Source organism: Bacillus sp. FSL R5-0431, assembly GCF_038002985.1.
In the GTDB taxonomy this organism is placed as follows: Bacteria; Bacillota; Bacilli; order Bacillales; family Bacillaceae; genus Bacillus.
Genome location: NZ_JBBOOG010000001.1, coordinates 1,682,259 through 1,701,183, shown reverse-complemented (window position 1 = coordinate 1,701,183; position 18,925 = coordinate 1,682,259). Strand labels below are relative to the sequence as shown.

Sequence of the window (18,925 nt, the reverse complement as noted above, 5' to 3'; positions counted from 1 at the left end):
CTTTAATGAGTGATATTTTACCTATTATAGATAAATTATGGATAAATCTCAATCTTTTATTGATTATGGTAATATATAGATAGAAAGGGAGGTTTTACGTATGTCTAATGGAGCGAATATGGCATTCAATCTTGGAGATTTTTTATTTCAAGTGTTCTCTCTTCTATTCATTGCTGTTATCGTGACTATGATTGTCACCTCTTTTCGAATGATCAGAAGAAGACGAATGGAATTGAAGAAGGTTGAGGAAAGATTGAACAAAGTGATTGAAAAAAATGATTTAAAAGAGTAAAAAATCCGGGATTTAACCGGATTTTTTTGGTTTCATCACAATTCCTTGACGCTGCTGCATCAAAAAGAAAAAGACGCCTAAAAGGACAAGAAGACCGCCAAGCATTTGAAACAGCGTGACTTTCTCTCCAAGTAGCCATACAGCAAGAATCGTGGCCCCAACAGGTTCGCCAAGTATACTCATTGAAATCGTTGTGGCATTGACATAAGTTAAAAGCCAATTATTAATGACATGAGACATGGTGGGAATGATGGCAAGCAATAAAAAAATCCCCCACTCTTTACCCGGATAGCCTGTAAAAGGAGTTTGCTGCATTAGGTTGAATAGAATTAAAAAAAGACCAGCAAAACCAAACACACAAAAACTATAAATCCAATGAGATATTTTCCTTACAGCCTGTTGACCTATTAATAAATAACAAACAACCGCGATCACACTTAAAAAGGATAAAATGTCTCCTAGGATGGCTTCCTGGCTATGACCTATGTCTCCCCATCCAATCATGAGTGCACCAGCAATTGCGGCACACATTGTCAAGAGTGCGGGCAGCGTGGTTCGTTCACGGAAAATGAGAAAGCCGCCTAATAAGGAGACCATCGGCTGAAGGGCGATAATAATAGTAGAGCTTGCCACAGTCGTCAGCTTCAGTGAGCCAAACCACAACACAAAGTGGAGTCCTAAAAAGAAGCCTGACATACATAAGAAAAACCAGTCTCTGCGCTTAATCGAGAGAAATTCTTTTTTTCGTGGCAGGATAAACGGCAGCATAAAAGCCGCGGCAAAGATCATTCGATACATGCTTAAAATAGCAGCAGGTGCATTTGACCATTTCACAATGATAGCAGAAAATGAAATGGCAATAATTGAAATCACAAGCGGTAGTGCAATTGATTTCTTTTGAGCAGTTGACTTCATTTCCATAAGCAGCTTCCTTTACATCAGCAGTAGATGAGAAGTTCATCTTGTATGTCGTCATCTTACTATGTCCAATCCGCTAGAGGCAAGATGATTTTAAAACTTGTGTGAGCTTTTTTGCATGAAAAAAAGGCTTTCATCTCGAAAGCCCTACTCATCATCTATCAATAGATAAACGGCCCGAACTGGACCATGAACACCTACCACTAAATTCATCTCAATATCCGCAGAGTTACTCGGACCTGATATGAAATGAATAGCACCTTTCGCCTGCTCCCCCTCTTCTACCGAACGATTAAGAGCCGAAACAGCCTGAATCATCCGCGGAACCACTGTGCTTTTTTCGATACACACAATATACATCATCGGTAAAAAATGCAGCGCTCTGCCTTGGCCTTGATGGGATGAAAGGACGACTGTACCTGATTCTGCAAGGGTGTAATCACTGAATACAACCGAATATGTCGCTTGTTCTGCCAGCCTGATATTTTCTTCCCTTGATGCCTCAGCATTCCATCTGGTGACTGCGAATCCTTCGTGCTGCAAGCTGTCAAACATCGGATGAAATCCATATTGTTCAAAACGATGATCGACAGGCGTCATCACAGAACCCTCTCCATACTCTGTCATCAATAATCTTAATACAGAGGGCGCTTCCTCTGGTGTTGTTTCGACCACTCTTGTGTGAATTCGTTGACATTGCTTCTTCAGTTGCTCGACTATTTCTTCTTTAGACAAAAGTCCGTTTGTTTCCCACTGGACTTGATGCTTCCAAGCTGGACGCTGAATAGATGCAGACGGGGAGGAATCTTTACCTAATTGCTTACGGATATGAGCTAAAAACGACTCTCGGTGAGAAATGGTTCCCTTCATCACTGCTCCTCCTTCTGTCTCTTTTTAAACCAATCCCTGAATCTTTCTTTACTTGGAGCTGGCAGGTCACGAATATCTGTCCAATTCTTTAAAGGACCTATTCCTTTTGAAATCTGTCCGTTTGAAGCCACACGATTCATCAATACAGGGGCTGCTTTTGTTCCGAATTGATACATTCCGGGAGTCGATGCGCCCATTCCGAACATTTTCATCGCCATCATTTCAGCTTTAGACGCTCTCCCCTCTTTTTCAACGATGACTTGTCGATGTTTTATTAATAACTCGTGAAGCGGGATCTTTACTGGACAAGCATCTGTGCAGGCTGCGCAAAGGCTTGATGCAAAGGGGAGCTCTTGGTAGTCATCATAGCCGCCAAGAAGCGGCGAAAGAACAGCGCCAATTGGCCCTGAATAAATCGATCCGTATGAATGTCCGCCCACATGCCGGTAAACTGGGCACACATTAATACAGGCTGCGCACCGGATACATTGGAGAACAGGCTGAAAGGCAGTACCTAATATATTGGACCGCCCATTGTCTACAATGACCAAGTGAAATTCTTCTGGTCCATCCACTTCTTCTCCTCCTTTTGGCCCGACGACAGAAATATAACTTGTTAATTTCTGACCAACTGCACTTCTGCACAAAAGACCAACAAGGACATCCAGTTCCTCCATCGTTGGAACAATCCGTTCCATGCCCATAACGGCGATATGTGTCTTCGGGATAGCTGTGACAAGATCCGCATTCCCTTCATTTGTCACAAGGCAGATGGAACCTGTATTGGCGACAGCAAAATTACAGCCAGTGACACCAATGTCAGCTTCGAGGAATTTTTCACGTAATATGGCTCTTACAAAACTCGTCATGTCTTCAGGTGTCTCTGACATCTCATACCCTAGCTTCTCATGAAATACTTCCCGTATTTGTTCTTTCGTCATATGAAGAGCAGGTGCCACAATATGTGAAGGAGGTTCATGATCATCTACTTGCAGAATATACTCGCCAAGATCGCTTTCCACCACCTCACAGCCGATCTCTTCAAGCGCTTGATTCATTTCAATTTCTTCTGTGACCATTGATTTTGATTTAACGATCTTTTTGGCCGCTTTTTTCTGTGCCACATTTTGTATATACGCCGATGCCTCTTCCTTTGTTTTTGCAAAAAAGACATGTCCTCCACGTGCACTAACGCTTTCACTTAATTGGTATAAGTAGTCATCAAGATGCGTCAGCGTATGCTGCCGGATTTCCTCGCCAAGTTCTCGCCACTTTTCCCAGTTGCCAAGCTCTTCGCTCGCAGATAGCCGCCTTTCATACAGGCGTTCCTGCGCTGAGGAAACAGCACCTCTCATGACAGTATCTTCTAACCCTTCCCCGATTCGTTCTTTAAAGCCCTTCTCTCCAATTTTCATACTCATGTGCCGTTCCCCCTCTTAAAGTCAGCGGCTATTTAATACTTCTGCGATATGCATCACTTGAATGGGCTTATCAAGACGATTCAGCCTCCCGCCAATATTCAGCAGACATCCGCAGTCAGCACCAATAATGTATTCAGCGCCTGTCTCCTCTATGCTTTGGACTTTCTCATCGACCATTTGCTCAGAAATAGGTGTCATTTTTACTGAAAAGGTTCCTCCAAATCCACAGCAATTTTCTGCGCGCGGCAATGGTGTCATCGTCAAATCTTTGACATGTGACAACAGTGTGAAAGGTGCTTCCTTAATTCGCAGCAGTCTCGTCATATGACAGGATGTGTGATAGGTTGCGTTTCCTTTCAGGCTCGCTCCTACATCTGTGACGTGTAATATATCAACAATAAACTCGGTTAATTCATATGTTTTCTCAGCAAGTGCCTCAGCTTTTGCAGTCCACACTGGTTCTTCTTTTAAAAGATGAGGATATTCTAAAAACATCGCCTTACAAGAACCTGATGGCGTCACGACATATTCAGCTGATTCAAAGGCTTTGATCATGTTTTTTGCTGCTTTGATGGTTTCTTTTGTATAGCCGCTGTTAAAGGCTGGCTGTCCGCAGCACACTTGTGCCTCTGGAAATTCCACCTCTACACCGAGCCTTTCTAGTACTTCCACTGTCGCCTTTCCTACATTTGGCTGCATGGTGTCAATTAAACAGGTAACGAATAAATGGACTTTCATCGGCGAACTTCCCTTCTTTGCTGCAATTTGAATCATCACTTTGGTCATCTGATGACGAAATAACAGGCCCTATTTTCATTTTAATCCCAAATTTCTGAAATTTCAACGAAGTGATTTGTCTAAATTTGGACATATGGCTCGTGTGGATGAATGAAAAAAACGCCCTTTTAAGGGCGCTTGAGAAGATTTATTTTGAAGTCAATTCACGAATTCTTTCTTCGATAGGTGTTAAGGGCCGGCCTAATAATGTTTCGAAATCACGGCTTTCAACAGCTAAGGCACCATCGCGAATGCCGCTTTGAATGGCTTTGACGAACGGAACAGCTTCTTTTGGTACACCATTTGAAGCTAAAAACTCTCCAAATGTGTCGACATCAATTTGCTCGACTTTGATCTCTTTTCCGCTTACCTCACTGACAATGTGTGCAAGTTCAGTATGCGTCCGAAGAGGTCCTGACAGCTCATATATCTCCTGATCATGTACAGGAAGTGTTAACGCATTTGCGTCCGCTTCTGCGTAGTCATTTCTTGTTGCCCAGCCAACCTTGCCATCACCAATTGGACTTAAAAATGGTGCGCCGCTAACGGCTGCTAGAATCGTATCTTTTTCGTTTTCTACATACCAATTGTTTCTTAAAAACACATGAGGAATGCCAGAGGCCACAATCGCTTCTTCTGTTTTTGCATGGTCATGTGCAAGGACAAGCTGACTCTCTCTTGCACTCACAACGCTTGTATAAGCAATAAAGGATACACCAGCTGCTTTCGCCGCTTGGATGGCAGCCGTATGCTGCTGCACGCGGTCTCCTTCTGCAGTTGAAATCATCAAAAGACGGTCAATGCCTTGAAAGGCTGCCTTAAGGGTGTCTGGCTGAGTAAAGTCTCCGTGGCGTACATCCACCCCAGATTCCTTCAAATGTGCTGCTTTTTGCGGGTTTCGAACACTGACCGCAATTTGTTCAGCCGGTACCTTTGTAAGCAAATGCTGGACGACGAGCGATCCAAGTTGTCCTGTTGCGCCTGTTACTAATAACTTCATTTGTTTGACCTCCTCATTTTGTGATTCGACGGTGATGTTTTGGTACAGTTTTACGTATCCGTTTATTCGTTATAACCATCTCGATTACAACAACTGGTGTAAAAAAAGCTCAAGTTCAGCCTGAGCTTCTTTTATTCTGACTCTGTCAACAATTGCTGGATGGTCACTTGTTTGAGGTGATTTTCAAGCGCTGCCTGAGCTTCTTTTAGTTCACTCCTCAGTCTTGTATCCATTGCTTGACCAATCGGACATGCGATGACTGGCTGATGGAAGTTAAATAATTCTTCATCCTCGCTTACATCGACAGCACGGTACACATCTAACAGCGTGATTTCCTCTGCCGGCCTTTTTAAGTAAGCACCGCCTACTCCGCGGCGTATCTCAATAAGTCCCGCCCGTTTGAGCATTGCCATCATTTTTCGAACAGTGGCTGGATTTGAATTCACACTTTCCGCAATAAAATCCCCTGTACACTCATTTGGAACACCTGCAATATATGACAAAATATGAACAGCAATTGGATACCTGCTGCTAATTTGTTTCACAATCTTTCACCACCGTTGTAATCAATATAGTTACAATTAGTGAATTTGTCAATCAATAAACGGATTTTTCTTTCTATCCCAGTCCTCATATGTCATGATATCGTAGTCTTCTGCTGTATCAAGTTCAAGCGGGGCAATGCATTCAAGCAAATTCTCATCTGGGTCAAGAAAATAGATCGCTGCATGAAATTGCGGCGGATTATCCAGAACTAAAGGCTGTTCCTCTTCTGAAAAACCAAACATTGGGTGAATACTGATGCCTTTTTCAACCAGCCAAGCCTTGATCTGTTCGATACTGGACGTTGTAATTTGAAAGGCAACGTGCCGAGTCGAGGGATGGTATGGAAAGGCATTTATATCTACTTTCCACAAGCCAAGCCAGCTCTTTCCTTTTTCAATCCATAAAAAAGCAACTCGTTCATTTTCGTGAGCAAGTGTCAATTCCAATTTTTCATAAAACGCAATAGATGCCTTCAAATCACTCACAGGTAAATGGGCTTCATACAAACCTTTTATCATCATCAAAACCACTCCTTTTCTCCCTTCTATTCTCCTGGATTTGATGAGATTCCGCCTCAGCAAAACGATGTATTTTATCCCCTTCATTGGTTTGAGAAGAATGATATGTTTGATCTATTGCAGATGGGGGAAGGTGTTCAAATAAAAGAAAGGAGCGGTTCATATGCCTTGGACGATGAACGATTATCCAGCTTCATTTAAATCATTAGACAACGTCATTCGAAAAAAAGCGCTTGAGATTGCCAACAAAATGATACAGGAAGGCTATGAGGAAAATAGAGCCATTCCAATTGCAATCAGTCAAGCGAAAGAGTGGAAGAAAAACGCAACGGAGAAAGAGATAGAGAATTTCTCATCTCATGGTTCTGTCAAACCTTCTGAGGGCAGCAGCTCCGCAAGACCAGAGCTCATGGATCATGCGCAGCATGTCGTCAAACATGAAGAAGGCTGGGCGGTTCAAACAGAGAAAGCAAAACGAGCAAGTGAGGTCAAAGAAACGAAACAAGAAGCAATTGACCGGGCAAAGGAGATTGCATCTAATAAAGGGACTTCTGTTGTTATTCACAGAAAAGACGGGGAAATTCAGGACGTGTTAAAACCGCAATAAGACCGCCCGTAAGCGATCTCAGCGTGTAGGCAAACCCTCGCATTCGTTGTCAGGTATGCGCTTCGGTGCTCACGAATGTCAAATTCGCTCCGCTCCGGTGCTCGTCCTTCCTAGACTTTAAAGGTTTTCTATCACGCTGAAAAGAAGAAAGTGAAGACCGCCCATAAGCGGTCTTTTCTTATGCATTCTTTTCTTTTTTCGCTGGTGCTTTTCTTTTTTTAGGTGCTGCTTTTTTCGCTTTGGCTGGTTTTGATCGATCGATTGAAGCCTGTAGAGCCGCCATTAAATCAGTCACATTGGATGCCGGATCTTTTTTGCCTGTCGTTTCTGGCTGAACCGTATGTTCTCCAGATATTTTATCGCCAATTAAATTCATCAGCTGTTCTCTGTATTCATCTTGATATGCCGCTGGATCGAATGTCGTGGTCAGCTGCTCGATTAAAAGGAGCGCTGTATCTAACTCCTTTTTCACAATGTTTTCCTCTTGGGGGATATTCGGTACATCTGATACCTGTCTAATTTCATCGGGGAAATGAATGGTTTCCATCAGCAAAATATGTTCATAGCACCTAACGATTGCTAATTGCTCCTTTGAGCGGATCATAATCTTCGCCACACCAATTTTTCCCGATTCCTCTAAAGCTTTTCTTAATAATGAATATGCCTTCGCACCGCCAGTATCCGGGGATAAGAAGTAACTTCTTTCATAATAGATTGGATCAATCTCTTCTATCTTCACAAAATCAATGATTTCGACGGCTTTTTCTTCATTTTCTTTTCGCAGTTTTTCTAGCTCTTCATCGTCTAATTCAATGAATTTATTTTTCGCATACTCGTACGCTTTGACGATTTGTTCTGGTGCCACCTCTTCCCCGCAGTTGGCACAAACCTTTTTATAGTTAATGGGCGTGTGACACTCTTTATGCAGCTGTCTTAATTTAATATCTTTGTTCTCTGTAGCAGTAAACAGCTTAACTGGAATATTGACTAGTCCAAAGCTAATGCCGCCTTTCCAAACTGTATGCATCGCGTCGCCTCCGTTCTTTTCTCCTTACTATGTAATGTTTTCATCAGACTTATGTATGCGAATGAAAATTTCATCCCACTCTAAGAACACATCATATGAGGAAGTGACATGACAATGAAACCTATGCGATTAACGGCGGCACATGATATTCCTACCGGTTCAGACTGGGTGTATGAATTAAAATATGATGGCTTTCGGACCATCCTGATGTGGGAGGAAAACGAGATTCATTTAGAAAGTAGAGCCGGAAAACGATTAAACGAACAGTTTCCTGAGGTTATTGAACAGTGCGAACAATTAAGGGACCAGTTTGCTCCTTTTTTACCGCTGACGCTTGACGGGGAATTGGTCTTTTTACTGGATGAACAGCAAAGCGATTTTGCAAAGGTTCAGCAAAGAGGCAGGCTGAAAAACAAAGATGCTATAAAGCTGCAGGCTGAACGGTTTCCATGTCATTTGATTGCATTTGATCTATTAAGATGCACAGGGAGATCCCTTGTTGATTTACCGTTGATGGATAGGAAAAAACAGTTACAGCAAGTTTTCCAAGAAGCAAAACTTCCGCCAACTGTTCAGCTGGAGCACCCTTCCCTTCTTCAACTCATTCATACAGACACAAATCATGAATATATGAAAAAGCTGATGACGGAGTATTTAGCGGAAGGACTCGTTGCGAAAAAAAAGACGAGTAAATGGCACGACAATACCCGGTCAAAAGAATGGCTGAAAGTCAAAAACTGGCGCTATGTCTCTGTCATTGTGACTCGTTTTGATAAAGAAAATGGCTATTTCCAAGGCTGTATTTATCAAGATCATCATCTCACCGAGGTTGTCCAATTCAAGCATGGGTTTTCTAAAGAAGAAGAACAAACGCTGCGTACACTCTTTCAAACAAAAGGCCAGCTAAAAGGAGCATCAGGATATGAAATCCCTCCTTCTATCGTCGCCAGCATTGCTTGTATATCCTTTGATGGATCCGCCTTAAGAGAGCCGCGTTTTTCTTCCTTTTTACTAGATACTGACCCAGCAGCGTGTACGTTTCAGCAAATGCTCAAACAGCTGTATCCGCTCCCTGCCGTGATTGACGTCACTCATCCTGAAAAACCGATTGTGCCGGCTCTTCATCTGAACAAGGCAGATTACTTACTTTATTTGAGACAAGCGGCTCCCTATCTCTTGCCCTTTTTACGTGAAAGACGACTTACTTTAATTCGGTTCCCTCATGGCGCTGGGGATGAATTCTTTTATCAAAAGTCGACACCTGATTATGCACCAGATTTTGTGTTGACCGATCAAGCTGATGATATTGCTTACACGGTCTGTAATGACCCTCAGACGCTTCTTTGGCTCGGTAACCAGCTTGCGATGGAATTTCATATTCCTTTTGAAACAAGGGATACGGACCGGCCGGTCGAAATCGTCTTTGATTTAGACCCGCCATCTGTTAACGAGTTTCACCTAGCCATAGAAGCTGCCAAGCGAATCAAAGCGCTTTTAGACGGGCTCTTTCTTACAGCCTTTATTAAAACAAGCGGCGGTAAAGGACTGCAAGTGTATATTCCATTAAAGAAAAATGCCTTCACATACGAAGAAACGAGATCATTCACCGCGTTTATATGCCAATTTTTATGTGAACAAGCTCCTGAGCTATTTACTTTAGAACGTCTTAAGAAAAAACGCGGCAATCGCTTGTATTTAGACTATATTCAGCACGATGCTGGAAAAACAATCATCGCGCCCTATTCACCAAGAGGAAATGAGCTTGGACTTGTAGCGACACCGCTTGAATGGGATGAACTCCATCAAGATGGACTTCATCCTTCTTTGTTTACCATGCCAGCTGTTATAGAGCGTCTAAAGGAAAAAGGAGATCCATTCCGCCGTATGAGGCATCTTGTAAATGATGACACTTTCAGACAAGTTTTGCATCGGCTTGAAGACATCATACCGGCACATAAGATGGACATACGCGGTCATTAAGCGTTACACTTATTCATTAGAGAGTAAGAAAGGGATGACCATTTTGACCGCACATTCATTTCGAAATATAGCACTAATCTTCTTGTGCCTTTCCGCAGGAATTGTAGATGTGATTGGCTATTTGAGCCTAGGGCATGTGTTTACAGCCAATATGACAGGTAATATTGTGCTGCTTGGCATTGCAGCAGGAAGCTCCTTGCAGCTAACAGCCCTTCATTCCATCACTGCACTGAGTGGATTCGTTCTAGGGGTTTTACTTGCTGTTGTGATAGGCGGAAAGCATGAGAAAACATTTTGGCCAAAAGCCGTTACACGTATCTTTATCATAGAAGTCATGATACTACTTCTATTTGCTCTCATGACCATATTCCCTTATACACAAGGTGCTTATTTTATGCTGATTATCCTTTTAAGTATGGCCATGGGTCTCCAGACAGCGGCCGCCCGCAAATTAAATGTGGCTGGCATTTCCACAACGGTTCTAACGAGTACACTCGCTAACCTATTTGAAGATTTGGCTCAGCGCATTTCACACCGGGAAAAAAGAAAAACTCCTATTCAGCATGTCAGTTTCATGCGAATAGGCTCTATTGTCTTTTACTGCCTAGGTGCCGCTTTAGCGGCATACACAGATGCGTACGATCCGTTTATCATCATTTGGCTGCCTATCTCTATCCTTGGGGTGATTGTGATCACTGCTGCATTTAAGAACTTTCACCAATTGAAATAGCCAATCGTTAGATGGCTATTTCAACGTTCACTCATAACTTCTCACATAAAAACCAGGAGGCCGCCCCATAATGAACGTGGAGCCATACGGATATCCAGAAAATGTCCCGAATCCCCCGTATCCAGGGAAACCGCCTAAACCAGAAAACACACCAGGGCTCACATAATACCCGCCAAAGCCGATATGAGAACCAAACGATCCGATATGTGCTCCCCCACCGCTAAAACCGCCTCCATGAAAACCTCCATAAACTCGTGGATACATACAATCACCTGCTTTCGTCTAACAACTCATCACATCATATGCATGACAAATGGAGCGGTGTTCCGACTTTTCCTTTTACTTCTATGTACAATAGACCAATTTGATAAAATGTGAATGAAAAGTCCTGCAAAAAATTAAATTAAGCAAAGAAAGGTGACCTTTTTAACTTGTTGCGCTGCCCTATGTTTATTTAGAATAATGGGGCAGGTAACAAATTTGCACACCCCCTTTGTTGCGAATTCTTCTTATTAAACGTTCTTGTAGCGTTTAATAAGAAGAGCCTATTAACAACATACAAAAAACCCTTGCTGACGATGATCAACAAGGGCGAGAGATAAATGGTGGATTAACCACCAATGATTTTTTCTGCTACTTCGAAAGAACCCGCAACGTTTTGAGTCAGAACTGACGCAGCGATCGCTAAACCTACAACGAATAATACTTTTAAACCTGTTTTCATCTTAAATCAACCCCATTCTTTTCATATGTAAATCCGCTTCTAAACTTTTGTTCAAGTAAAAAACAGACTGCTCATAAAGTGCTTGCTTTTCACAATACTTAGCCGCAAAATGTGAAAGCTCTTTTACTTCATGATATTCATTCTTCTCTTCTAACTTTCTTAATTTCTCATCAATTTGCTGAAATCTTTGTGGTGCATTCGTTAAGTAAAGGTCATGGACGATGCCTATTTTCAGCTGAAACACTTCATGAGAAGCATCTTTTATTCTGGCATACGCAGCCTCTATATATTGGCTTGCACGCTGCTTTTCACCAATCACACAGAGTTCCCGGCTGATCAGATACGTAGAATGGAAAAAGAAATCCGACTCATAATATTCTTGATGGGACAGTGCTTTTTCAAGATGACGTATTGATTCTTTCGGTTTGTTCCAAAATGAATATAAAATGGCTACATTGTGATGGAGCTGAGCCAGCATAAAGTCATCCTGCTCGTTTGTCAAAACCTCTTCCGCTAGGCGATAATTTTCAAGCGCCTCTTCATACCGGCCGATCTCTGTTTGATTCGCCGCAATGAGAGAGTATGAAAGTGCCGTTCTTCTTTCATAATGCTTGTGCCGTTTATAGACGTGAAGTGCTCTGCGGATATAGCTTAATGAGAGCATGATATGACTAAGTCGGTAGTAAAGCCAGGCCACCTTAAAATCGAAATCAGCACGTTCGATCTCACTTGGAATTTTATCTAAGAGCTTTTCAGCACTTTGATACATTTGCAATGCAACCTCGTAATTTCCTTGATGCTGCTCATACACACCCTCATAAAAATCAAAATAGTAGGCAAGTCGGTTAGACAAGTCATCCTCTTTTTTCCCGTGATGACCTTCTATACTTCTCGTTGAAACACTGCCCTTTTGCCCTCTTAAATTGTACATGAGAATGTGATGCCTCTTCTCAAGAAGAGAATAGTACATAAGAATGTCCGCATCGTCAATTTCCTCTACCGCTTCTTTCGCTTTAGCAAATAACCGTTCTGCCTCATCTGCATGATCTTTTTTGATTTCCATGTTCCAGTCATTTAATAATGATGCCAATTCCGCAACAGGAATCTTGCTCATTCTACACCCCCAATCACCTTCAGCTGCATCACATGATTTCACTAAATATGGAACTTCTATTAGCAATTGCTAATTAGTCCATTTGAGATCATTTTAATATGAATCACTTGAATCTTCAATAACCGTTTCCATTGAAAATGCGTTTCTTTCTTCTAGTCAATGATGTTTGTGTAAAAATTCCGCCTTTTTTCGGTTTTAAAGTAACCAATCATCTCGTAATGAAATGAAAAAGCCCTTTTTTGGGCTTTTTGTCCTTGAACGCTTGTGAGTAACGCCTTCATTTTTGTTTGATAGTTTATCTCTTTCAGTTTACTCATCAACAGGTTTGTCACCTTCTATCAGTCCAATTCAATGCTGTATACAAATCCATATGGTCTTTTATCATATGTGCCTTTGACTATTTTGTGCGATTCGCGTAAAGATCAGCGGCAGAAAGAGAACCCATGGAACTAATCGCAAAATTTACCGAACGAAAAGCACTTTTAAAAGCTGTTCAATTAATCTATCGCATAATACGATATTACGTCATGCTCCGCCAAAAACGACGCCAATTATACGCAAATAAAAAAACAAATCAATAAAGCTTTAAAAGTGTTAAAAGGTTTATTCATACATTGTGAAAATTATCACCTTATATAAATAGGTAAATTTAAGGTATTTTTACAAAATTCGACACAAAATGCTTTTTCTCTTTGATACTATTGAATTAACCTATTTACAAATAATAGGTTAATTCAAATTAAGGAGTTGTTTTGTTTGAAAAAATCAACATTAAAAAAAGCTGTATTATCTATCGCCTTTTCTGCAACAATGTTATTTTCTATGAATACTGCAAGTGCTGCTCCGTTAGAGTGGGTCAGAGATGCTTATCCTGATCAGTGGGATTACGTATTAATTAAACAAAATGGGGTAAGTTACACTCAAGTTTGGACAAGTAGTAACAGTTATTTCCTTGTAAAATGCGAAGTATTATCTAACGGAAAATGCTTTGTTTCAAAATAAAAATATTTACAAAACGACTTCCAATTTTGGGGTCGTTTTTTACTTCAAAGTCAAACTCCTCTAAACGGGTGCTTTAAATTAAACCTCATTGAGAGCATAATCCAGGTTTAGGAAAGTCTTTGCTTTTAAACGTGTATACAATCTTTCACTCATACCGATTTCATTATATACCTTGTAATAGTTAATTTTGGAGCATATTTTGGTTTAATCTCCCTAATCTCTTTATACATAGGTTTTTCTTTACAATAACCCTATTAGCATTTTACTATATATAATAAGATCAATAACTTCCGCGCCTCAGCAGCTCTAGAAGGCTAGAGCACTGTAAAACGAATTATAGCTGGCGAGCCGCAAGGTAAGGGTTTCAGAAGCATCAAAAAGCACACTGAGACAGGTGAAATTCCGTAGGGAAGCGTGTTGCCCCTAACCTATGCTTACCGGGTTCGAATCCCGTCTGAGACGTATGAGGTCGATGGAATTGGAGGATAAAACATCATGCATGTGTTTGAAGAATATGTAAGCAATATCGGTAATCCAAAGCTGAAGCAGCGCACACAAGACATTTTACAATGGATTTTAGACACATTCCCTCAATTAGAGCCAAGAATTGCTTGGAATCAGCCCATGTTCACAGACCACGGCACATTTATTATTGGGTTTAGCGTAGCAAAACATCACATTTCTGTCGCACCAGAAGGTAAAGGAATCGATCACTTTTCAGCTGACATTGTACAAGCGGGTTACGATCATGGAAAAAAGATGTTTCGCATGAAGGAAAGCTTGCCAGTTGATTATCCTCTCCTAAAAAAAATTATCGAATTTAATATCGAAGACAAAGCGGATTGTTCAACGTTTTGGCGAAAATAAAAAATACCCCGATCTGAGCCATTAACAGATCGGGGTATTTTGCTGCAACATGTTATTTTGTTCTCTTCCTTACAACTTTCTGCTCAAGCCACTCATAACATGACAAAATGGCATTAACGCTCCTTTGGCATATCGGCAAATATACAACAGCGACCGCTGTTAAACACGCTATGACAGCACCTGCTAAGACATCAAATGGATAATGGACACCTACCCAAATCCTTGAAAAACCAACGGCGCACGCAATGATCAGCCAATAAACATGGCGCTTGTGAAAAAGCCAAAAGATCAGACAAACAGAAAAAATAAAGATGGTATGATCACTCGGAAAAGAGTTATTTACTTCCTTTTGAATCAAAAGATTGACATGACTCATTTCGGCAAAGGGCTGCTGGTTGGAATAAAAAATTCCTGCAATTTTGCCAATTAACTCTGCCAATATGAAAGTAAATCCGGCAGATACGACCATCGCCCTATTGCTGCTTCGATTTTGAAACCAAAAGAACAGACACATGAGCGCTGCTAACAGCACTGTATATTCAGCTAGTCCAATGAATAACGGATTCAAGTAACCATGATCGATACTGAGCTGATTCACCCACCTAAATAAATCTTCATTATATCCCTGCATCTAATTTCATCCCTTTTTCCTCGATTTATGACAAGGATAATTGAAATGAGATGACCGCTCCATCGATCGAACGAACAAACCATGGAATCATATGACATGTTTGTCACTTTGCCGTCACCTGAACATCATTCACTAACTGCTTATAGAGAGTGATGTTGCTCCCATTCCTTTTTTAGCAAAGCATATTGGTACGTGTTTTCATATTTAGGGGTGCCGTCCTCATATGTAGTAAATGAAATAAACTCAAGAAAAAGGCCTTCTTTCCGCATGCCTAGTCGCTCACATAATGCCTGCGAACGGACATTATCATCTTCTACATAGGCATAAAGCCGCCTTGCTGCCTTTTCTACAAATAAATAGGACAAAAGAGCCTCAGCACTCTCACGTGCATACCCCTTTCCTTCATATGCTGCATTGAAATTCCAGCCGATTGAATACGTATCAGGCTCCTCTTTTAAATGAAACAACTCACCGATAATCTGTTGGCTTTCTTTTAAACAAACCGTTACATATGAATGGTCTTCTTTTCTCTGTTGCACTTTAGCCACAGCTTCTTCTAATGAAGAAATTCGATCACTAAGAAAACAATTTACTCTTGGATTAGACAAGTATTCAAGCATCCCTGCCGCATCTTCATCGCAAAACGGTCTAAGAACTAAACGATTCGTTTCTAATTGATTCATAGATGACTCCTCTTTGCATACTTTCGTGTTTTCTAGTCTCTCCATATTTTAGATGACATACACTAGCTTTGACAATCAAGTTGTTGTGAACTGTCTTCAATAACTGTAAAGGGGTCATGGGCGCTGGATTAGCCAAACAAATCAAAAGCAAATACCCCAATGTATACAAAGAGTATAAACAATTATGTACAGAACAAGGAGATGACTTGTTAAGCTCCGTTCAACTCATCACAACTAATGACGGAAAAACAATTGCCAACTTATTTGCTCAAACTGGATACGGAAGAAAAAGAATGCAAACTGATTACGATGCCTTACGCAGCTGCTTACAAAGCCTAAAAGACACAGTAACCCATTCACATGAAGAGAAAAACCGAACTTCCATCGCCATTCCTTACGGGATAGGCTGCGGACTGGCGGGCGGCGATTGGACGATTGTTGAAGACATGATTGAAGAGGTATTGGGTGATTGTGAAGTGACGGTTTATTGGTTTAGATAAAGTGAAAAGAAAGATTTAATTAGAAAAGAATATTGTGTTTTTCGATATTTTTGCTTTCGTGAATCGGTTTCTTTGACATGCTAATCAATACACAGTTGATTCCATATGTATTGATTTTTATTTTGTTGCTAAGTGTTGAATAAGAGCACCATTTCTGCTTGGAATGATGCTCTCAATATGTTCTCTAGTCTTTATTTCTTTAATCTATCAAAACGAATTTTATAACATCTCAAAAAGTTACTCCAATGTAGAGAGGTATTTTTCTAAATGTTTTTTACCAGAATTACTTTTAGGTATAATACCTAGATGATTATATTTCCAAATAGTTTTTCTTTCATGAGGGTTTGTATTCAAAAGGTCATCATAATTAAATTCTATATTAAAATGCCCCGTTTCATCAAATATCATTGTGAAGTTTGTCCAAGGTTCTTGACCATTTTGTTCAAACTCTCTCTTAAGTTCTTGGATACAGTCAACTAATTGATGCCATCTTTCTTTGTATTCATGTTCACTCACTTCAAAAAGTTCAGTGATCTCATGACTATATACCAGTTTACCCTCATTTTCTTTAGATGAAAAATAAAAGTAAACAGTTTGAGAACCTTCAACTACCTCACCATATAAATACACCTTTCCCCATTCAATTGGTATTGTTCCCACTACAACATCAACTATCTCTTTATATAAATGTTCTATTTTTTCTTCATTCATTACTTTTTACCTCCATACACATTGTCGAACCTTTTGAATACCATAAGGAGTCTGACACTTTAATCCACTTTATCGTTTTTTAACCAATTATCCTCCAGAGCTGCCTTTTGATGCGACTGTTTGGACATCATCATGTAGAAGTTGAATCAAACCACTTGATAATAGATTTTTATTTTATACAAAGAGTGCTCTGAGTTTCTTTAGACTGTTTTTCGTTTAGATAGAACGTTGTCAACAACAGTGACTACGACAGCAATAGCAAGGGTAAAAGCCCCAATCCAAGGAAGATAATTCAACAAACCATTTTTTACAGCAATACCGCCGATACCAGCTCCACCTGCCATTCCAAGTTGTCCCAAAGCACTGTGTAAACTAAGCACAATACTTGCTGCAGCAGGAGCAAGTCTTATTAGCTGAAATTGTATTGGCGAACCGGAAGACCAAGCTGCAAGCGCCCAGAAAATAAGCAATACATAGAAAAGAAAAGCAAATTGACCGATAAACGGGAATAACAATAGTGCAATAGCGTGGAGTACCATTCCTCCAGTTAATGTCCGAAATGCTCCCCACTTATCTGTACTAAAACCTCCTAATTGGGCTCCAATAGCACTAGCAATACCAAATATAAAGAGAGCTGTCGTTACCCCATGGTTACTCATTCCGAAAATGTCTAGGAAATATGGCGAAATGTACGTAAATACAACCGAATATGCACCTAACCATAGAAAAGTGATAAGCAAGTAAGCTGCGATACGTGGTTTCATAAAAAATTTAAACTGCTCACGCAAAGGTACGGGTTCTTCAGCGACTGTTTTTGGAATAGCGAACAAAGTTAAGACAGAGAAAAGTAATCCTACTACACCAAGTCCAATGAATATGACATTCCAATCATAATGTGAAGCCACAACTCTACCTATAGGTACACCTGCAACCAAAGCAGAACTTTGTCCCATAATAACTGTAGCAATCGCACCTCCTTGCTTTCCTGGAGCTGCTAAAACTGCTGCAAGGGTTAGAACTGTGACTTGCATAACACCAGCACTAAGGGCAGAGATTATTCTAGCTGCCATTAGCATTTCATATCCTGTAATCATCGCAATAAGAATATTTATGACAGAGAAAACGGTTAAAGCATAGACAAGAAGTTTTTTTCGGTCCATTCGAGCAAACATAGCAATTAGAAAGGGTGTCCCTGCACCAAAAGCTACTGAAAACACAGTGATTAACTGTCCTGCAGATGAAACTGAAATGTGATTGCCCTCAGCAATTTTGTCTAAGATTCCTGCAATCACATATTCTGATGTACCATTAAGAAAACTAATGGCAGCTAATAAATAAATTTTCCACATATTTGACAAAATAATTCACACCTTTTATTTCTATATTTCTAGAACAATAGATTTAAGTTCAAAAACTAACCGCACGTTTAAAAAATTAATGAGAAAGAGCTACTCTTTACACGTGGGTAGATTGACCTTTATAGTTTTTTATTTAATGTTTTAAAAACTGACAAACCATGAATTTAACACGATTATGATAACGATAGGTGATTGCTTTAGTGATTTTTTCTAAAGTACTAGTAATAGATAGACTTAGAAGTCCCAATAAAAAACCGAAGATAGCATACCAAGCAAATCAGCCATAATCGAGAAAAGTGAAACTATACCTTTTTTTGCATATCTCTGTAAGTTCAGAAACACAAAAAAAGAGAAATCACGTCATCACATATGGAGCATACTTTCTGATCAACTCACGGTCTAAGATGTAGTATACATATGTGCTCTTTATGAGTACTAAGAAGTCCACAATCAGTTAACTGTTTTAAGTGATGTGATAAAGTTGATCCAGCAATTGATTCAAGTCTTATCCCGATATCCGAACAACATAAATTTGCTTCATTAACAAGCAAACGAGTAATTTTTAATCGTGTTGGTTCACCGAGTGCTTTATATATTTTAACCGCTTGCTGTAAATTCGAGTTATTCTCCATTATTATCACCCCCTTTC

Annotated in this window: 20 protein-coding genes and 2 pseudogenes; 7 read left to right on the top strand and 15 right to left on the bottom strand. The window is 40.3% G+C overall.

All coding sequences use genetic code 11. The features are described from left to right. Positions 1 to 100: 100 nt before the first annotated feature. Positions 101 to 292 carry a hypothetical protein gene (locus MKZ03_RS08440; RefSeq protein ID WP_340972776.1) on the top strand — a complete coding sequence of 64 codons (192 nt, stop codon included), beginning with the start codon at positions 101 to 103 and terminating at the stop codon, positions 290 to 292. 12 nt (positions 293 to 304) lie between these two features. Here MKZ03_RS08440 and MKZ03_RS08435 read toward each other — a convergent pair whose 3' ends face one another. The 7 genes from MKZ03_RS08435 to MKZ03_RS08405 form a co-directional block, all read right to left on the bottom strand. Then, positions 305 to 1,213 (bottom strand): DMT family transporter, encoded by a 909-nt coding sequence (locus MKZ03_RS08435; protein WP_066030861.1) that lies wholly within the window; start codon positions 1,211 to 1,213, stop codon positions 305 to 307. A gap of 144 nt (positions 1,214 to 1,357) precedes the next feature. Continuing rightward, positions 1,358 to 2,080, bottom strand: coding sequence for a LutC/YkgG family protein (locus MKZ03_RS08430; protein WP_307499670.1), 723 nt, complete (start codon positions 2,078 to 2,080; stop codon positions 1,358 to 1,360). Beyond that, positions 2,080 to 3,501 (bottom strand): LutB/LldF family L-lactate oxidation iron-sulfur protein, encoded by a 1,422-nt coding sequence (locus MKZ03_RS08425; protein WP_341031526.1) that lies wholly within the window; start codon positions 3,499 to 3,501, stop codon positions 2,080 to 2,082. Before MKZ03_RS08425 ends, MKZ03_RS08430 begins: the two co-directional genes overlap by 1 nt. 21 nt (positions 3,502 to 3,522) lie before the next feature. After that, the gene (locus MKZ03_RS08420; protein ID WP_340973796.1) at positions 3,523 to 4,239 is read right to left on the bottom strand and encodes a (Fe-S)-binding protein; all 717 of its coding nucleotides are present in this window, start codon (positions 4,237 to 4,239) and stop codon (positions 3,523 to 3,525) included. Positions 4,240 to 4,426: 187 nt separating this feature from the next. Next, positions 4,427 to 5,278, bottom strand: coding sequence for an SDR family oxidoreductase (locus tag MKZ03_RS08415; protein WP_341031524.1), 852 nt, complete (start codon positions 5,276 to 5,278; stop codon positions 4,427 to 4,429). Between the two features lie 131 nt (positions 5,279 to 5,409). After that, positions 5,410 to 5,823, bottom strand: a complete 414-nt coding sequence (locus MKZ03_RS08410; RefSeq protein ID WP_334749237.1) for an Rrf2 family transcriptional regulator — start codon at positions 5,821 to 5,823, stop codon at positions 5,410 to 5,412. Positions 5,824 to 5,871: 48 nt separating this feature from the next. Beyond that, on the bottom strand, positions 5,872 to 6,345 hold the full coding sequence (locus MKZ03_RS08405; RefSeq protein ID WP_106037251.1) for a VOC family protein: 474 nt from the start codon (positions 6,343 to 6,345) through the stop codon (positions 5,872 to 5,874). A 160-nt stretch (positions 6,346 to 6,505) separates the two neighbouring features. Here MKZ03_RS08405 and MKZ03_RS08400 point away from each other — a divergent pair, with 160 nt between their 5' ends. Then, positions 6,506 to 6,949, top strand: coding sequence for a DUF2188 domain-containing protein (locus MKZ03_RS08400; protein ID WP_095285204.1), 444 nt, complete (start codon positions 6,506 to 6,508; stop codon positions 6,947 to 6,949). Between the two features lie 178 nt (positions 6,950 to 7,127). Here the strand turns inward: MKZ03_RS08400 and ku are convergent, their stop codons facing one another. Continuing rightward, a complete protein-coding gene (ku, locus tag MKZ03_RS08395) occupies positions 7,128 to 7,976 on the bottom strand; it encodes a non-homologous end joining protein Ku (protein ID WP_106037743.1) in 849 nt (282 codons plus the stop codon). Positions 7,977 to 8,090: 114 nt separating this feature from the next. On the opposite strand from ku, the gene MKZ03_RS08390 reads away from it, so the two are divergent. Together MKZ03_RS08390 and MKZ03_RS08385 are read left to right on the top strand one after the other, a co-directional pair. Further along, on the top strand, positions 8,091 to 9,956 hold the full coding sequence (locus tag MKZ03_RS08390) for a DNA ligase D (protein WP_307500661.1): 1,866 nt from the start codon (positions 8,091 to 8,093) through the stop codon (positions 9,954 to 9,956). 34 nt (positions 9,957 to 9,990) lie between these two features. Then, complete coding sequence (locus tag MKZ03_RS08385; RefSeq protein WP_307499667.1) at positions 9,991 to 10,686, top strand: YoaK family protein; 696 nt, start codon at positions 9,991 to 9,993, stop codon at positions 10,684 to 10,686. A gap of 27 nt (positions 10,687 to 10,713) precedes the next feature. On the opposite strand, the gene MKZ03_RS08380 is transcribed toward MKZ03_RS08385, so the two are convergent. Then, positions 10,714 to 10,950, bottom strand: coding sequence for a hypothetical protein (locus MKZ03_RS08380; RefSeq protein ID WP_307499666.1), 237 nt, complete (start codon positions 10,948 to 10,950; stop codon positions 10,714 to 10,716). A gap of 461 nt (positions 10,951 to 11,411) precedes the next feature. Beyond that, positions 11,412 to 12,524 (bottom strand): response regulator aspartate phosphatase, encoded by a 1,113-nt coding sequence (locus tag MKZ03_RS08375; protein WP_307499665.1) that lies wholly within the window; start codon positions 12,522 to 12,524, stop codon positions 11,412 to 11,414. A gap of 756 nt (positions 12,525 to 13,280) precedes the next feature. Here MKZ03_RS08375 and MKZ03_RS08370 point away from each other — a divergent pair. Together MKZ03_RS08370 and MKZ03_RS08365 are read left to right on the top strand one after the other, a co-directional pair. Then, positions 13,281 to 13,526, top strand: a complete 246-nt coding sequence (locus tag MKZ03_RS08370) for a hypothetical protein (RefSeq protein WP_034660753.1) — start codon at positions 13,281 to 13,283, stop codon at positions 13,524 to 13,526. 495 nt (positions 13,527 to 14,021) lie between these two features. Beyond that, entirely contained in the window at positions 14,022 to 14,393 is a 372-nt protein-coding gene (locus tag MKZ03_RS08365) for an iron chaperone (protein ID WP_034660752.1), read from the top strand. A gap of 52 nt (positions 14,394 to 14,445) precedes the next feature. Here the strand turns inward: MKZ03_RS08365 and MKZ03_RS08360 are convergent, their stop codons facing one another. After that, positions 14,446 to 15,024 carry an undecaprenyl-diphosphatase gene (locus tag MKZ03_RS08360; RefSeq protein WP_307499663.1) on the bottom strand — a complete coding sequence of 193 codons (579 nt, stop codon included), beginning with the start codon at positions 15,022 to 15,024 and terminating at the stop codon, positions 14,446 to 14,448. 140 nt (positions 15,025 to 15,164) lie between these two features. Beyond that, the gene (locus tag MKZ03_RS08355) at positions 15,165 to 15,707 is read right to left on the bottom strand and encodes a GNAT family N-acetyltransferase (RefSeq protein ID WP_307499662.1); all 543 of its coding nucleotides are present in this window, start codon (positions 15,705 to 15,707) and stop codon (positions 15,165 to 15,167) included. Positions 15,708 to 15,820: 113 nt separating this feature from the next. On the opposite strand from MKZ03_RS08355, the pseudogene MKZ03_RS08350 reads away from it, so the two are divergent. After that, a pseudogene (locus MKZ03_RS08350) lies at positions 15,821 to 16,207 on the top strand (macro domain-containing protein); the annotation flags it as partial. A gap of 237 nt (positions 16,208 to 16,444) precedes the next feature. On the opposite strand, the gene MKZ03_RS08345 reads toward MKZ03_RS08350, so the two are convergent. From MKZ03_RS08345 to MKZ03_RS08335, 3 genes and pseudogenes are all read right to left on the bottom strand, one after another. Next, positions 16,445 to 16,918, bottom strand: coding sequence for an antitoxin YezG family protein (locus MKZ03_RS08345; RefSeq protein WP_099725746.1), 474 nt, complete (start codon positions 16,916 to 16,918; stop codon positions 16,445 to 16,447). Between the two features lie 200 nt (positions 16,919 to 17,118). Next, on the bottom strand, positions 17,119 to 18,267 hold the full coding sequence (locus MKZ03_RS08340; protein ID WP_307500660.1) for an MFS transporter: 1,149 nt from the start codon (positions 18,265 to 18,267) through the stop codon (positions 17,119 to 17,121). A gap of 364 nt (positions 18,268 to 18,631) precedes the next feature. Next, positions 18,632 to 18,908: pseudogene (locus MKZ03_RS08335) on the bottom strand (ArsR/SmtB family transcription factor). Positions 18,909 to 18,925: the final 17 nt, after the last annotated feature.

Excerpts from the sequence above, each read along its gene's own strand:
- MKZ03_RS08375 (WP_307499665.1), bottom strand. The coding sequence starts at position 12,524 with ATGAGCAAGATTCCTGTTGCGGAATTGGCATCATTATTAAATGACTGG.
- MKZ03_RS08420 (WP_340973796.1), bottom strand. The coding sequence starts at position 4,239 with ATGAAAGTCCATTTATTCGTTACCTGTTTAATTGACACCATGCAGCCA.
- MKZ03_RS08385 (WP_307499667.1), top strand. The coding sequence starts at position 9,991 with ATGACCATTTTGACCGCACATTCATTTCGAAATATAGCACTAATCTTC.
- MKZ03_RS08405 (WP_106037251.1), bottom strand. The coding sequence starts at position 6,345 with ATGATGATAAAAGGTTTGTATGAAGCCCATTTACCTGTGAGTGATTTG.
- MKZ03_RS08360 (WP_307499663.1), bottom strand. The coding sequence starts at position 15,024 with ATGCAGGGATATAATGAAGATTTATTTAGGTGGGTGAATCAGCTCAGT.
- MKZ03_RS08355 (WP_307499662.1), bottom strand. The coding sequence starts at position 15,707 with ATGAATCAATTAGAAACGAATCGTTTAGTTCTTAGACCGTTTTGCGAT.
- MKZ03_RS08340 (WP_307500660.1), bottom strand. The coding sequence starts at position 18,267 with ATGTGGAAAATTTATTTATTAGCTGCCATTAGTTTTCTTAATGGTACA.
- MKZ03_RS08345 (WP_099725746.1), bottom strand. The coding sequence starts at position 16,918 with ATGAATGAAGAAAAAATAGAACATTTATATAAAGAGATAGTTGATGTT.
- MKZ03_RS08430 (WP_307499670.1), bottom strand. The coding sequence starts at position 2,080 with ATGAAGGGAACCATTTCTCACCGAGAGTCGTTTTTAGCTCATATCCGT.
- MKZ03_RS08390 (WP_307500661.1), top strand. The coding sequence starts at position 8,091 with ATGAAACCTATGCGATTAACGGCGGCACATGATATTCCTACCGGTTCA.
- MKZ03_RS08440 (WP_340972776.1), top strand. The coding sequence starts at position 101 with ATGTCTAATGGAGCGAATATGGCATTCAATCTTGGAGATTTTTTATTT.
- MKZ03_RS08365 (WP_034660752.1), top strand. The coding sequence starts at position 14,022 with ATGCATGTGTTTGAAGAATATGTAAGCAATATCGGTAATCCAAAGCTG.
- MKZ03_RS08380 (WP_307499666.1), bottom strand. The coding sequence starts at position 10,950 with ATGTATCCACGAGTTTATGGAGGTTTTCATGGAGGCGGTTTTAGCGGT.
- MKZ03_RS08400 (WP_095285204.1), top strand. The coding sequence starts at position 6,506 with ATGCCTTGGACGATGAACGATTATCCAGCTTCATTTAAATCATTAGAC.
- MKZ03_RS08415 (WP_341031524.1), bottom strand. The coding sequence starts at position 5,278 with ATGAAGTTATTAGTAACAGGCGCAACAGGACAACTTGGATCGCTCGTC.
- MKZ03_RS08435 (WP_066030861.1), bottom strand. The coding sequence starts at position 1,213 with ATGGAAATGAAGTCAACTGCTCAAAAGAAATCAATTGCACTACCGCTT.
- ku (WP_106037743.1), bottom strand. The coding sequence starts at position 7,976 with ATGCATACAGTTTGGAAAGGCGGCATTAGCTTTGGACTAGTCAATATT.
- MKZ03_RS08425 (WP_341031526.1), bottom strand. The coding sequence starts at position 3,501 with ATGAGTATGAAAATTGGAGAGAAGGGCTTTAAAGAACGAATCGGGGAA.